The 14,485-nt window shown below is 49.5% G+C and carries 12 protein-coding genes; 4 read left to right on the top strand and 8 right to left on the bottom strand.

Annotated features, from left to right (window positions below; all coding sequences use genetic code 11):
• Positions 1-159: 159 nt before the first annotated feature.
• Both ACOBQJ_RS06865 and ACOBQJ_RS06860 read right to left on the bottom strand, forming a co-directional pair.
• The gene (locus tag ACOBQJ_RS06865; protein WP_421070998.1) at positions 160-1,542 is read right to left on the bottom strand and encodes a phosphomannomutase/phosphoglucomutase; all 1,383 of its coding nucleotides are present in this window, start codon (positions 1,540-1,542) and stop codon (positions 160-162) included.
• A gap of 31 nt (positions 1,543-1,573) precedes the next feature.
• Complete coding sequence (locus tag ACOBQJ_RS06860; protein WP_421070997.1) at positions 1,574-2,647, bottom strand: mannose-1-phosphate guanylyltransferase; 1,074 nt, start codon at positions 2,645-2,647, stop codon at positions 1,574-1,576.
• A 259-nt stretch (positions 2,648-2,906) separates the two neighbouring features.
• Here ACOBQJ_RS06860 and ACOBQJ_RS06855 point away from each other — a divergent pair, with 259 nt between their 5' ends.
• The gene (locus ACOBQJ_RS06855; protein ID WP_421070996.1) at positions 2,907-3,215 is read left to right on the top strand and encodes a hypothetical protein; all 309 of its coding nucleotides are present in this window, start codon (positions 2,907-2,909) and stop codon (positions 3,213-3,215) included.
• Positions 3,216-3,238: 23 nt separating this feature from the next.
• On the opposite strand, the gene ACOBQJ_RS06850 is transcribed toward ACOBQJ_RS06855, so the two are convergent.
• The 4 genes from ACOBQJ_RS06850 to ACOBQJ_RS06835 are packed head-to-tail and all read right to left on the bottom strand — an operon-like array spanning position 3,239 to position 6,349.
• Entirely contained in the window at positions 3,239-3,499 is a 261-nt protein-coding gene (locus tag ACOBQJ_RS06850) for a hypothetical protein (RefSeq protein WP_421070995.1), read from the bottom strand.
• 1 nt (position 3,500) lies between these two features.
• Entirely contained in the window at positions 3,501-3,785 is a 285-nt protein-coding gene (locus ACOBQJ_RS06845; RefSeq protein WP_421070994.1) for a hypothetical protein, read from the bottom strand.
• Positions 3,786-3,804: 19 nt separating this feature from the next.
• Positions 3,805-3,999 (bottom strand): hypothetical protein, encoded by a 195-nt coding sequence (locus ACOBQJ_RS06840; RefSeq protein ID WP_421070993.1) that lies wholly within the window; start codon positions 3,997-3,999, stop codon positions 3,805-3,807.
• Positions 3,950-6,349, bottom strand: a complete 2,400-nt coding sequence (locus ACOBQJ_RS06835) for a dynamin family protein (protein ID WP_421070992.1) — start codon at positions 6,347-6,349, stop codon at positions 3,950-3,952. Before ACOBQJ_RS06835 ends, ACOBQJ_RS06840 begins: the two co-directional genes overlap by 50 nt.
• A 167-nt stretch (positions 6,350-6,516) precedes the next feature.
• Between ACOBQJ_RS06835 and ACOBQJ_RS06830 the strand changes: the two genes are divergently transcribed.
• The 3 genes from ACOBQJ_RS06830 (at position 6,517) to ACOBQJ_RS06820 (ending at position 9,250) form a co-directional block, all read left to right on the top strand.
• Positions 6,517-7,362 carry a helix-turn-helix domain-containing protein gene (locus tag ACOBQJ_RS06830; protein WP_421070991.1) on the top strand — a complete coding sequence of 282 codons (846 nt, stop codon included), beginning with the start codon at positions 6,517-6,519 and terminating at the stop codon, positions 7,360-7,362.
• A 4-nt stretch (positions 7,363-7,366) separates the two neighbouring features.
• Positions 7,367-8,338 carry an SIR2 family protein gene (locus tag ACOBQJ_RS06825; RefSeq protein ID WP_421070990.1) on the top strand — a complete coding sequence of 324 codons (972 nt, stop codon included), beginning with the start codon at positions 7,367-7,369 and terminating at the stop codon, positions 8,336-8,338.
• Positions 8,339-8,617: 279 nt separating this feature from the next.
• Positions 8,618-9,250: a methyltransferase family protein gene (locus ACOBQJ_RS06820; RefSeq protein WP_421070989.1), complete on the top strand. Its 633-nt coding sequence runs from the start codon at positions 8,618-8,620 to the stop codon at positions 9,248-9,250.
• A gap of 1 nt (position 9,251) precedes the next feature.
• Here the strand turns inward: ACOBQJ_RS06820 and ACOBQJ_RS06815 are convergent, their stop codons facing one another.
• Both ACOBQJ_RS06815 and ACOBQJ_RS06810 read right to left on the bottom strand, forming a co-directional pair.
• Positions 9,252-10,316: a hypothetical protein gene (locus ACOBQJ_RS06815; RefSeq protein ID WP_421070988.1), complete on the bottom strand. Its 1,065-nt coding sequence runs from the start codon at positions 10,314-10,316 to the stop codon at positions 9,252-9,254.
• A gap of 327 nt (positions 10,317-10,643) precedes the next feature.
• Positions 10,644-14,291 carry a DEAD/DEAH box helicase gene (locus ACOBQJ_RS06810; RefSeq protein WP_421070987.1) on the bottom strand — a complete coding sequence of 1,216 codons (3,648 nt, stop codon included), beginning with the start codon at positions 14,289-14,291 and terminating at the stop codon, positions 10,644-10,646.
• Positions 14,292-14,485: the final 194 nt, after the last annotated feature.

The following is a 14,485-nucleotide window of genomic DNA, read 5'->3' as shown; positions in this document are numbered from 1 at the left end:
CAAGACAGCGGTACGGGGACACAACGTACAACGTATGGCTGTTGTTAAACGGTACCAAGACAGCGGAAAGGGGACACATCTCTATTTTTGGCATTTCTTTTGGGCCGAGATATGTCCCCGATGTAACAGCCGGCTTTCGGCCGGCTGTTACTTTAAGTATTAATACTCCCAGCTAAACTTTCCGACTTCGGGGTATTTCTCCAGGGCGCCCATCATAATGCCGCAGATCCTTTCCAGTCCTGCCGTGGTCTTTGCCTCGCACCTGGTAACCAGGACCGGTTGGGTATTGGAAGCCCTGACCAGCCCCCAGCCGTCTCCGAACAGTACCCGCAGCCCGTCCACGTCTATTACTTCATATTGACGTTTAAATTGCTCCACCAGGTCCTTTACCACCCTGAACTTATCCTGGTCCGGGCAGGGCACCCTTGTTTCCGCAGTTGAATAATATTTGGGTATGCCGGCCAGCATTTTTGAAAGCGGTTCGTCGCTGTTGGACAGTATCCTCAAGAGGCGGCCCGCGGCGTAGAATGCGTCATCATAGCCGTAATATTCGTCTGCGAAGAAAATGTGCCCCGACATTTCTCCGGTAAATACGGCGCCGATTTCTTTCATTTTTGCCTTGATCAGAGAATGCCCCGTTTTATAGAAGAAGGGTTTGCCTCCCAGGCGGACGACCTCATCGACCAGCGACTGGGAACATTTCACCTCGATAATGGCCTGCGCGCCGGGGTATGCTGCCATAATCTCCCGCCAGTACAGGCACATCAGCATGTCTCCCCAGATGATTGCGCCTGTCTCGTCAACGACGCCGATCCTGTCGGCATCGCCGTCAAACGCGATGCCCAGGTCCGCGCCTTTTTCATTTACAGTTTTCCTCAGTTCAGTAAGGTTGGCAGTTTTGACCGGGTCTGGCTGGTGGTTGGGAAATGAGCCGTCAGATTCACAGTAGAGAGGGATAACCTCACAGCCCCAGTTCTCCAGAATCTGAACGGCGACAAGGGAAGCGGTGCCGTTGCCGCAGTCCACCGCCACCTTTAACCTGCGCGGCCCCAGCACTATTTTTTCTTTTAACATGGACAGGTAGTGGGGCAGCACGTCCCGTTCCTCCAGGTTGCCCGGCCCGGACGGGAAGGCTCCTGCAAGCATCATATCCTTAAGCTTTTGGATTTCATCGCCATAAATAGTACCGCCGCCAAGAGCCAGTTTAAAGCCGTTTTCATCAGGCGGGTTATGGCTGCCGGTGATCATTATGCCGCCGTCTATGCCATAATGGATGCGGGCGTAGTATAATGCCGGCGTTACCACCAGGCCTATATCAACCGCGTCACAGCCGGCGGATAAAAGCCCCCTGCTGATAGCCTCCCGCAGGCGGTCTGAGCTGAGCCGGTTGTCCCTGCCGAGCAGGACCTGCTTGCTGCCTGACTTTTTAACATAAGCGCCGAAAGCTTTCCCCAGAAGCTCGATTGTTTCGTCTTTTAAATCCCTTTGGGCTTTCCCGCGGATATCATACTGCCGGAAAATTTGCGGGTTAATATCTGCCAATACTGCCTACCTCCTATTCATTTTCAGGTTTTTAAAGCAAATGTTCTAACCCCTTGTCTTTGAGCGTCCTCACGACATTTTTTATTTCCTGGGCGCGGCTCTTATGGCAGATCATCAGGCTGTCGCTTTCGTTGACCACGATCAGATCTGCCACACCCAGTACCGCCACTGGCTTGTCCCGGGAAAAAACATATGTGCCGGCGGTATCCATTATTACACCTTCAGACATGAAAACGTTGCCGTTTTCGTCTTTATCGGAGTAACTCCCAATTGCCGTCCAGCAACCGATGTCATCCCAGGCGAAGTCGCAGGGCAGGACCAGGACGCTGTCGGCCTTTTCAAGAATTCCGTAGTCCACGGATATTTTCGGCAGTCCGTTGTATACTTTTTCAAGCATATCGTCATATTGGCCGCTGCCAAGGTACTGCCCGATCTCTTTTAAGCCTTTGTCCAGCAGGGGCGCATGTTTTTCAATCATTTTAAGTATAAGGTCTGTCCGCCAGATGAACATGCCGCTGTTCCACAGGTAGTCCCCGCTGTTCAGAAACTCCAAAGCGCGTTTGTAATCAGGTTTCTCCAAAAACCGGATAACACGGAAAACAGGCGTGCCGCCGTAATGGTCCAGCAAGTCGCCGCGCTGTATATATCCATAACCGGTTTCAGGGCTGTGCGGGGTGATGCCCAGGGTTACGATACAGTTGTTTTTGCCTGCGGCGGCCGCGGCGCTGCGTAAAACTTCATGGAAACGGGGAATATTGCCGATGAAATGGTCCGCCGGCAGCACGATCATAACTTCACGGGGATTTTTCTGCTCCAGTGTTAATGCTGCCAGCCCAATAGCGGCGGCCGTGTCACGCCCGAAAGGCTCGATGATGATGTTCTCTCCGGGAAGGTGAGGGACCTGTTCGGAAATAATGGATTTAAAATCCGATCCCGCCACTATATATGTGTTGTCTATGCCGACGAGTTTTTCAACTCGCTCAACTGTTAACTGCAGCATTGTTTTGTCGCCGATGAGGTTTAAAAATTGTTTTGGCCTGGACATCCTGCTGCGCGGCCAGAACCTTTCGCCCCGCCCGCCTGCCATGATCACCGCGTAAGGCATCGTGATACCCCCTCTTTTTTACAGGATAATTATACCATATTGAAATTGTTCTTATATGAAAAAATGCTTACAGATTGTGTTATATATAAATGTAGTTTATAATTTGTATTAGAGTTAAATAATTTAAATGTTTCTACTGATATTTTGCGACAATATTATTAAGAATAAGTTGGATTTATTAATAACACAAATTTATTAAATTTATTTTACCGCGCAGTTCATCAAAAAAGATCCATTAGACAAAAAAAGGGGAATGTTTGTGAATAACCCTCGGACGCTTCTAATTTTATTTGCCCTGGCTTTCCTTGCCATTCAGGTTATTAGTTTTATGAGCGGTATATCAAAACATGAAGAAAGAATGGCAAAGCTTGAAAAGCAGCTGGTTCAGTTTGAAACTAAGGGGACTTATATTGATTTAAAATCTGACCCGGCGGTAAAATTAAAAGAAGAGAAAACAAGATTCAAGGCTGAAACAATGAGTTTTGTGGTAAAAGTCCTGGTCATTTCCGGAGCGACCGCATTTGTTTACGCCATGATGAAGAATGACAGGGGACAAAAAAGCGGATAAAAACGGCGCAAAGCGCCGTTTTTTTATGAGACTATTAAGTATAGCACGATTGATAGGAGGGCGGCGCCAGCCGCCAGTGAGCAGGCCCAAAACCTCGTCGTCCGGCAGAACCGGTCCAGACGATCAAGTTCCTTTTCCAACACCGCCAGCTTTTGGCTCATTTGTTGTATTTCCCTGTTAACAATATCTGCCCGGTCAGCGGAAGGCGCCACCATATTTTTGTGTATGGTCGATGCCAGCGACCTGACTAATTCACCCTGTTCCGGAAGCTTTTCAACTGTCATCTTAATTTCCTCCGCCAGCCTGGTTGATAGCGTCTCTTATGGCGGTGAGTATAACCAGGGGTAATTTTTGGACCTCGCTTTCCAGCGTTTCAAGCCTATCTAATATTTCAGCGATCCTCACCCGGTTGCCGGCCTCAAATTCTTCCAGGCGGGAGGTTATTTTGGTGTTTCCGTCAATAACAGGCTGCACCATCTTAGCTTTTAATCCAAAAAGAATATCGCCGAGCATTTTTTGAATCAACTCGTCCCCGGCTTTTTCAACAGCAGTCCGGTCCATTTGTTCCATACTAACACCTCCTTTTAAACTAAATTCTGTCAACAGCCTTTTTAAACAGCGTCAGAAACCTGGCTGTTTCCCGCCGGCAGCGTTCATCCAGGATGCTCTGTACGCTGTGTTCAAAATCACTCAGAAGGGATTTATTAATTTCACCGCCGGTGCGTTTGCCCACCTCACTTATAATCCTCCTCAGCCGCTCGTCCAAAAGCCTCGCGTTTTCCACTGATTTCAAACCTCCCGCAATCATAAATTGTGTTTCGGACACTTTTTATTTGTGATTTGTATTCCCTTAATCTCTGCTGCGCGGCACGCAGGATTTTTTTCTGATCATAAGGGTGCCGGCCCGATTGGACCTCACTGTTTATTCTCCGGGAAGCCGAGTCAAGGATGGAATACAGATCGTTTAGCCTGCCGAGGTAAAAGCTCCTGCCGCGATATTCCAGGACGACCTCTTCGATACTTTTCAACAGGCTGCTGATCCCGCTTTCAGAGCCGGTGAGCCCTTTCAGGCCGGAGATCATGAATATTTTCGGCTTTGTTTTTTTCTTTTTCCCATGGAATGGTGACTTGGCAAGGAAGCTCATGACATAGTTGTAGACGGACTCCCGCTGCGGCAGGGTCAGGGTGTCAGCGAAGCTGATTACATAAAATATTTTCTCCTCTTCTTTTAGGAGATCCTTTGAACCGGCGTTTCCCGTATCGTTAAGCCAGAATAAGGACTCGAAATTATTCCTTTCCATATCGCTTAATATGTGTTTGCCGTTCAGGAAAACCAGGCAGATATCACTGTTTTTTACGCTGGACGACGCCTTTTCGCGGTGGTGTCTTTGGATCCAGTCCAGGCCTGGTGTGTCGATGAGTACCGCTAGTTTTAAAAACTCTGAGGGATATTGAATTTCCACTTCACTGATTTTAAGCGCGCAGTCCTGTCCCATGGCTTGCCAGAATTCCTGCCTTGCTGCCGGCTCCGTGATGTCGAATTCCCTGGCGCCGGCGTTTTTAAAAGTCACCCTGGTCTTCTGCGGCACATGGCCGCCTTTTAACGTTTTAAGCGGAATGCGTTTGTAGGAGGCCGGCAGGGCAGTATGGGATGTCCTGGCGAAAGCGCCCGCGGCGAACAATTCTCTTGTTTTTTTAATCAGCCCGGCCATTTGCCGGGCGTCAACAACTTTAAAACTCCCGTCAAAAAATGCTTCGAGAACCGATATGCCTGATACTTCTGCTGTTATCCACCTTTCCAGGGCATCCAGCGCATCCCGGTTCAGGACTGCTTTTTCCCCAACGCGTTCATAGAACTGCAGGGTGGTCTGAAGCGGTGTGTAAATAACGGCTTTTTTCGCGCTTCCGTGCGTAATCCTGGTAATCGCCGCTGTTTTAGGGCCATCGGCGGCAGGGAGTAAATCGTCTTTTAACAGGGCATTGATAAAAGTTGATTTGCCGGTTGAAAAGCCGCCTGCGACTGCCACGGTAAAACGTTCGATTTCGATGGCTCGGTACAGTTCTTCCAGGCTGTGGCGGTCTATATAGTCTTTTATCACATTATCGTTAGCAAGCTGACCGGTGAGATCCAGGAGGGCCTTACGGTTTTCTCTTATTGAATGTGTTTTGGGCTTGTATGCCGTACCGCCGATTTTTACGTCCATTCCTTTAAGGTTGGCCGCGTTCATTGCCTCCAGCCTGTTGTCCAGTTCTCTAACAAACAAGGGGATGGTATGGATAATCCGTCCGGCTTCCAGGACCGTCCTCGTGGTTTCCGCCATCCGCCAGAACTCTGAGAGGAAAAGCGCTTCGTCATTAATTGAGGCGACTTTTTTTAATCTTTGCGGGATACCGGCATCAATTTTTCTCAGTTCTCCTGCAGCCTGCCGGAAGTATTCCCGGGCCAGCTGCACTTCTAAAAAAAGCTGAATTGTCTCAATGTTGTCCCGCAGGTACGTATTAATCGTGTTAAGCTTTACCGGGCTCAAAAATATTTCCCTGAGCGCTGAGCGGGTTACTTCCAGTGAAGTGCCGTCGCTTGCCCCCAGGTTGCAGTTCAGCCAGAAAGAAATATCGTTAAGGCAATTGTTTTTCCAGATTGAAGCAAGCTTATATAAAAACAGACGGCTGCTATCTTCAATACCCCGCTGGTGAAATAGATAAATAATCTTATCGGCTTTTTTAGCCGCCTGTGTGGAGATATTTATTGAATCCGCATCGGGAGAGTCTATGCCGGGAGTGTCCAAAAGCCGGCACTTGTTTAAAACAGGGGAGGGCAGCTCGATCTCAACACGGCCGCCGGAAGGTTTTTCTCTGGCCAGAAAAGAGTACAGCTCAGACGGCTGCAGAAATACTTCTTTCCGGTGCAAATTATACACTGCCGCTCTGAAGGAACTTCCGTAATCAAAGTAAATCAGTCGGGAAGTCGTTGGTATGACTCCGACCGGGCTGACCTTGAGTCCAAGCAGGCTGTTTATAAGTGTCGACTTGCCGGAGTTAAATGGCCCCAGGATTGCCACGAGAGGCTTAAAAATTTGCCCTGTCAGCTCTCTCAGGATCCCGGAAGTGTTGATAAATTGATATAGATCAGGCATATGAGAGCCCTCCGCGTGTGGACAAATGTTTCTTACGGTTCTATATATTAACGGGCATCTGCTTTTATGACTTGATATTATCCCTGGAGATTGGGTAGAATCGTTATAACGTCCGGTGAGTGATAAAATAAAGATTATTGTTGTTGCCGCTGTGGGGAGGATTGCGCATGGGTTTGGATGGAAAATACATGTCGGCTGCCGAGGTGGGTGAAACCCTGGGGATTACTCCGTCCTCCGTCCGCAGGCTGGTGCGGGAAGGCGTCCTGGAGGTGAAGGACACAAAGAAGTATAAAACAGGAGAGGAATACTATTTTGACAGGAACGAAGTAATAGATCTTTTACCCCGGATGCCGCAATTGCGGAGAAAATGGCATTATGAGGAAAACATGCGTTTCGGCGCCAGGAGAGCCGCGTTCAAAAGGGTGGACGACGTGGAAAGGGCGTTGAGGCATACAGGCATAAAAAAGAATTTCCTGCTTTCCCTGGAAAATTACCCGGAAAAGGCGGCCCTGCTTTTGCGCGCCTCGTTTTTTCTGTATCACCTGAACCATTACGCCAAAGGTGGGGAAGAATATCTCTATGATTTAAAAGAAAATGTTTTAAAAAAGTTCGTGCGGGATTTTACAGCGGCGGAAGGTTTGGATATTGTCTTTATTGAAGGCGGCCAGAAGGTCCTGCTGTGCGACGGGTGCCGGCTGAAAGCTCAAAATATGGGCCTCGGTTATCTACAATACAAAATAAATCACGGCGGCTGCCCGCAGTGCCGAAAGGAAGAGGACTACTACAGCCTGTTTGAGTTCAGGGTGGCATACGGCGAGCACCGTTTTTGTTTTCACACCCCCTACAATATTGCCAGAAAGTGGTTTGAAAACCTGGGTGAGCTGCCGAAGAAAGCGCGGGAAAAGGGGAAAGAGGTAGCACTGCCGTTCGGCCGGCCTATATCCGAGGGCGAAGCCAGGGCGGTCACCCTGGAAGAAGTTGTCCGTGAACTGAAGTCTTACCTGGGAGACTAGATCAATGAAAACAGTTTATATATTTGGCGCGGGGGCATCCGCCGCGGAAGGCGCGCCTGTTGTGCGCAACTTCCTGCGTGTGGCTTACCGCTATTTTAAAGAAGAGAACTATGACCCGGACCTGGAGATTGTATGGGAGTACCTGGAACATTTTTACGGTTACAGCACTAAAATATGTTCCGGCGAGGACCTGGACAGGTACCCGGGCATTGATGAAATATTTAATATCGTGGACTGGTATTTGCTGCACAACCAGGCTTTCTCGAGGCGATTTTCCAGGCCAAGGCTGCATGATTTAAAGACAGCGCTGGTAAAGCTGATCAGCATGACCCTGGACAGGTCACTGCCGGCGCACCAGGGGATACACCATTCCTTTGTTTCGGGTGTGATAGAAAAAGAAGGTGAACTGCCGGCGTTTATATCGATGAATTATGATATTGTCCTGGATAGAGCGATCCGGGCCGCGGGCTACGGGCTGGAATACGGTTTTTACGGCAAACCCGGCGATCATTTTGCATCGAAGGAAAAGGTACCCCTCTACAAGCTGCATGGCTCTCTCAACTGGTCCTTATGCCCGCTCTGCGGGGAAATTTCAGAGCACGAGGAAAAAGTGGCGCACTTCCTGTTTAAAGCAAACAACATCATTTCCTGCTTAAACTGCAGGGGTGAGAACTCCCAGGCCGTTATTATCGCGCCTACACTGTATAAATCTTATGGTATAAGCAGGCTGCAGAATATCTGGGACAGCGCGGAAGGGGCCATCAGCTATTCCGACCGCCTGGTAATTATAGGCTACTCGCTGGCTCCCGCCGACACTTCGATTATTGCTACAATAAAAAGGGCTTTAAACATTGATGATAAGGACAGGGAGATCATCGTAATAAATCCCAACAGACACGCCTGCGAACGATACAGCCAGTTTTTCGGCGGGAAATGCAGTGTAACCCGCGGAGCTTTTACCGGACAGGTAATTTAAATAATATTGACATAAAATTATCATAGTACTAGTATTACAGTGAAGCTGCGTCTGATGGCTACGAATATGAAGTTCACGGAAAATCCTCCGAACCTTTAGCGGGTTTGTAGATAACCATGAAAAAAAAGATAATGTCAAAAAAGGAACGACATAAATGATGGGCGTTCCTTTTCTTATAAGGGGTCATTCTTTTTTGGGGTCAGGCTCTTAACTTATTTACTCAACTATCAGAACATAAAAAAGGAATTATAAATAACATAAAGGGGGGTTCAGTCGGAGATGATTTTAATCTACCTGCAGGTGGCTGGATGTGCGATCCTTGTAGTCAGTTCATTTGTTCTTGGCATCTGGCTCAAGCGTCATCCTTCAAAGAATGCCGCTGAAATAACCTCCAGAATAATGCATTTCTTTATAATTATTGCCTGGGTAATTCCCATAGGAACTGGATTTACCATGCTGACTGAGTATGATGAGTTGCTGAGTATGCCATCCCTGCCGTTTCCAATGATTTCACAAGTAACGGGCGCTTTGGTGATGCTGATAGGGTTTGGTTTTTTTGTTATTTCCATCGCTGTTCTGCTGGATCGCGGGGGAGGGTTGCCCGCTTTTGAGCTTACGAATAAATTGGCTGCGAAGGATATATATAAACACACCAGAAATCCGATGTCTCTCGGTGTTTATTTAATTTGCATAGGACTGAGTATATTAGGAGGCTCGACGTTTTTTATATTATGGTCGCTTATAGTTATTATCCCCGCACATGTTTTCTTTTTAAAATACTTTGAGGAACGCGAATTGGAGATCAGGTTCGGAGATCCTTATAGAGAATACAGGCGGAAAGTGCCGTTCCTGATACCTAATTTTCGCAAGTCTTATGAAACCGAATTGACAAATAAAAACGGCGACAAATAGATTACTTCATTACCCCCAGGAGGCCAAGGACCACTTCCAGCATTATTAGAATGATAATTGTCAGCTCGAGTAGCTCTGATCGCTGGTTGATGATGCGGTTGCTCAGCATGGTGTAGCTCTGGTTTATTATGGAGATCTTTCTGTTAATGCTCTCCTCCCAGGCCTTGGTGCGGAAGATGGATAAAGCTGTCCCATAAATGCGGGCGTAAAACACGTCCTCGGTTACCTTAAGGGAATTGTCGATCCGCTCCGTGATTTCTGTTATATCCGCGATCAGCTCCATCAGCTGGTTCATGATCCGCCTGTAGCGGCCCAGGCGCCTGATGCTGGAAGTATTTTCCGCCTCCTCAATGGCGTCATACATTTTCCCCATTTCGCCGGTCAGGAGATTGTCGTAATAACGCAGTTCCAAGAGCTGGGAGTTGGCGAATTCAAGCAGGTCGGGTATATCGTTGCTTCCGGTGGAGTCGTAAACAATGGCTGAGTCCCAGGTTATAATAGTAAGGTCGTCTTTGCCGTAGGAAAAGGAGTTGCGCAGGGTCTCGCGGCGCACCTGTTCACTGAGGGGCTCGCTTTCGGCAAGGAGAAGGGGGGCTGGATCCCAGCTCTGATCCCAGTCCTGGAAGTAGTAGACAGTAAAGTCTTCGATAAAGCCGTTAAAGGCTTCCTTGACCAGGGCGCCCGCGAGGGTTTTGCGCATTGTGTCAAGCATGCCGACAAAAACGGACTCTATCTTATCGTCATTATAGAGATCAACCGCCAGGTCTCTTACTTCCTCGTAGGTCGCTCCTTCTCTGACAGGGACGCGCATAATTATCCCTATGACACCGAGGTCGTATATTTTGCCGGTAAAGGACGCGTTAAGATCATGGCGGCCGATCGCCACCTGGCATTCACCGAGCTCCACTGCCACCGGCGGGTTCTTGAATTGTATCGATTTCGGCCTGATCCGCGAAAGGCGCATCCTCGCGGCCTGATGCCCGTGGGCCAGGATCTTCTCAACCTGCTCCAGGTTTATTTCCTCTGCTACATCAAAAAGGCGGTAGACCCAGATTGAATTTTTCATGTCTTTTTCACTTCTGTTTTTAATATGTCAGCAGACTCGTATCGTAACAAAACATACTATGACAGCGGAATGGGGACACACCTCTGTTTGGGGCCGGGCTTTGACGCCGAGGAATGTCCCCGATGCGGAATGGGGACACACCGTTTGAGACGTGAGAAATGAGACGTGAGACGTGAGAATGAAAGCACGTCTTAAGGGTTCAAAAGACCGGAGAGGAATGGCAGAATCCCACGACTCATGACCCACAACCCACGGCCCAATTAATGTCCCCGATTGGAATGGCGGGTTAAAACCCGCCCTACAACGGGCTGAGGAATGTCCCCGATGTTAGAAGCTCAGGGCTACCTCGTCACGGTCCAGGCGGCTCCTTACAGCCCGCACTCTTTCAATAAGAGCGGGGTTGCCCGCCGCCGCGCGCTCTATCTGTCGGAGAAGGTCTATCTCCCTTCTGAAGACCGAAAATATATCACCCGGCTGCAGTGAGGACATTTCAAGAAGCTCATTAAAACTGGCGCCGTTATACCAGGCGTAGGCCAGTGAGCCGGGCACGCCGGACCAGATGCAGAACCTCTCGGGCACACCCATCCTCAGCAGGTCCCTCCTGATTAAAGAGGTTTCATGCAGCGCGGGCAGGTCCAGCCTGGCTACGTGGGTGTTCTTGCCCGGGATATATTCCACACCCGCCATGACTGCGGCAACTTCAGCCGGTTCAGCTTCTTCGATTAATCCTGAAAAAACCAGTTCCGTCACGAGTATTTCCTGCACGTGCAGTTCCAGCGCGAACAGGCCGCGCGGGTAAAACTCGCGTTCTTTCATATAGCCGAGTTCCTCCAGAAGGCTGCGCACTTCTTTATACTCAATAAAAATTGATTTGGCGTTTTCTGATACCACCTTGTATTCCTGTTTGAGCAGTTGCAAATAATTCTGTGATTGTTTCAGGTTCTCGGACGTGACGCGGCACTTTTCCGTATCACGGCATTTCTTTGGCGCGAAAGAAGACAGTTTTTTCTGAAGAAGGTCCTTTTCTTTGTTTCTGCCTTTCCAGCGGAACCGTTTCAGCTGCCTGCGGGCTTTAACCCGCTCCAGGGGGCAGGCCAGAGTCTGGCTGTCTGGGCAGACAGACAGCTCTGAGACCCTTTCCGATACTATTTTTATCTCCAGTTCAAGGCTGTCCTTTCTCTTTTTGAGCTGGTGCATTTTGAAATTTCCGTTTAAGAAGTGTTTAATTTCATCGTCAGTTTTATAACGCAGCAGGCTCAGTACCGTATTGGGAGAGATGGTCAGCCTGCCGGTAACCGGCTCTACTTCCTTCTCTTGAAAAAAACCTGTTTGTTCAGGAAACCGGCTGTCAATACGGATAAATACATGGCCGACCTGGTCAAAGCCGCGCCGCCCGGCCCGCCCGGCGATCTGGAAAAACTCTCTGTTTTGGAGGATACGGAAGTCGTGTCCGTCCCATTTTCTGGTGGAGTCGAAAACGGCGCTGGCAGCCGGAAAATTCACACCGGCGGCAAAGGTCTCAGTACAGAAAACCACCCACAGCATCCGGTTGGAATAGAGTTTCTCGACCAGGTATTTCACCGGGGGCAAAAGCCCGGCATGGTGGTAGCCGATGCCCTGGTACAGCAGGCGCCGCAGTTTCCGCCAGCCCGGTCCGCTGAAAGTGCCGGGGTGTTCAGCCTCGGCATCCCTGATCTGTTTTCCTACTATTCTTTTTTCTTTGTAGTTGAGGAAATCCCAGTCATGTCCCAATTCGTGTGCCAGGATTTCGGTCCGGCCGCGGCTGAAGACAAAAAAGAGGGCGGGGAGTTTATCCTGGATCAAACCGGTTATTTCGCTGCAGGACAATTCCGGCAGCTCCACTTTTTCGGTGTCATTCCAGTGCCTCCTGCCGCGCGAGGTCTTGAAATCTTCAACCAGGTCCACTATCTCCCCGCGGGCTTCTCTTTCCGAGACTATCCGGCCGCCGGGCAGCAGCCAGCGGACCGCCAGGGGCACGATCCTCCTCTTCTCCAGTATCACAACAACGTTGCCGCCGCGGACGGAACTGATCCAGTCGGCCATTTCGTCAACGTTGGGCACTGTCGCGGAAAGTCCCAAAATTCTAACATGGGGAGGAGCGAATAAGATGCTTTCCTCCCAAGTGGTGCCACGTTCAGCGTCGTCCAGGTAGTGTATCTCATCAAAGACCACGTAAGAAGTTTTTTCCAGCTGTTCGGGCTCGCTAAGGCACCAGTTCCTGAATATTTCCGTGGTCATAATCAGCATCGGGGCTCCGGGGTTTATGCTGATGTCCCCGGTGACCAGACCTACTGCATCATCTCCGAACAATTCCTTGAAATCCCTGTATTTTTGGTTGGATAGAGCTTTTAATGGTGAAGTGTAGACCATCCCCATCCCCTGTGACATCACATCTTTGGCCAGCATTTCCGCCACGAGGGTTTTACCGTTGCCGGTGGGAGCTGAGACAAGCACGGAGAGTCCCTCGCGCAGGGCTTCAGAAGCCTCGATCTGAAAATCGTCCAGGGTCAGCTTGTCAGGCGGGGGCGGCGATATTTCCTTTCTGCGCGGAGGGCTTTTTTTAGCCCGGCTTACTTCGCCAAAATCATGGTCCTGGTCGCGGGCAGTCCCTTTATCAGCACCCCATCCGGAAATAATTACAGAAATGGATTCACGCAGTTTTTCCAGGTCGCTGCGCCTGAACAGGTTTAATTTGCCGTGGCGGTTATTATTCTGGTATGGGACGGGGGCAAGCCTCCCTTCTTCGACCAGCCGGTCCACCTGGCCCGGAGTTATACCCAGCACGGCTGCGGCTTCAGATTTCCTCAGCTTCTCATGCTCTCTGGCAATATTGCGAAGCTTGTCCCTGTCTCTTTTTAAATCTTCTATATCGGAACGCCAGAACCGTTTTCGTTCATCTAATGTAAAGCAGTCCAGCTCTCCGGCATCAGCCAGAGCTGACAGAGCGTCCCGGTCCAGACCAAGCGCACCGGCCGCTTCATTTTCTCCCAGGGAGTGTTCTTTCAGAAAGACAGGGGCGCTGACCGTGTGCGGCGGGGCAAAATAGCGGCCGGCGATATCCCCGAGCTGTTCAACCAGGACTTCACCGGGGAACTCCCGGCGCAGGCAGTAATATTCTTTTCCTTCAAACTCCGCTCTAAGCGCTAAACTGTCTGAAAGATAAGCAAATTCATCATTACCCAGCCCGAGTTGTGCCGGGATAAAAAATGGATGGGGCATAGAATCCATGGTGTCCCGGCAGGCATTTAACCTCTCTCGTTTAGCGGACTCTTTCCTGCCTTCTTCCGACGCCGAGGTGGTAATGAGGCCCCTGGGCAGCCTGATAAAAGGTTCCTGGTCGATTCCGGATGTCAGCCTTGCTGTAATCTCTCTGTGGCCTTTGTAAAGGCGCAGCAGGTCGGCGTGGCGGCGCGGTTTCTCACCGATATAACACCAAAGGCTTTCCCACGCGCCCTTACTGTCGGGGACAGTATAACTTCCGTCAGGCAGCTGGCTCAAACTCCGCCAGACCTGGTGCCTTATATCTTCCAAACCGGTTGCGGCGATAATTTCATCACGTGTACGGGCCTTGCCGTCACTGAGCAGGCCGGTGATGATTTTTAGCTTTTCGTCACAGATATCGCTGCCGCAGCCAGGACTTTTTGCCTGACCGTATTTTTTTCTCAACGCTTTCAGAACCTTCGGGAGGGCGACGCGCATTTCTCCCCGGCTGGAGTGCCAGGTGGCTGCGCCGTTTAAAGGTTGGACGGACCTGTTGGCAATGAGCCAGCCGGCCCTGGTTTTTAAACGGCCTATTCTAATTTCTTCTTTTTCTATTAGTGAAGAAAGAGCTCCGGCCACAGAATCATAATCGCAGTCGCATTCAGGGTATATTACATCAAGAGGCAGGGGTTCCTGTCCCCTCAGGATGGATAAAAGCCGCTCTCTTGCCTGTTTTGTTTTTGGGGTAGCCAATATAAAGTTCTCCTCTGTTAAAGATAAACTAATTCATTCGAACTAATTTTATTAGTAGTCTAGCATATCCTGTCCAAAAATAACAATAAAAAACAGATGGCCAAATCTGGCCACCTGTTTTTTAAATCTTCTTTTTTCATTTACTTGTTAATTAAATGAAAAACAGGCCGAATCCAAAGACAAGAAGGATTAGG

The sequence above is a fragment of the Pelotomaculum propionicicum genome (assembly GCF_048984525.1).
Taxonomy (GTDB): Bacteria; Bacillota; Desulfotomaculia; order Desulfotomaculales; family Pelotomaculaceae; genus Syntrophopropionicum; species Syntrophopropionicum propionicicum_A.
This window is presented reverse-complemented; position numbering and strand designations above follow the sequence as displayed.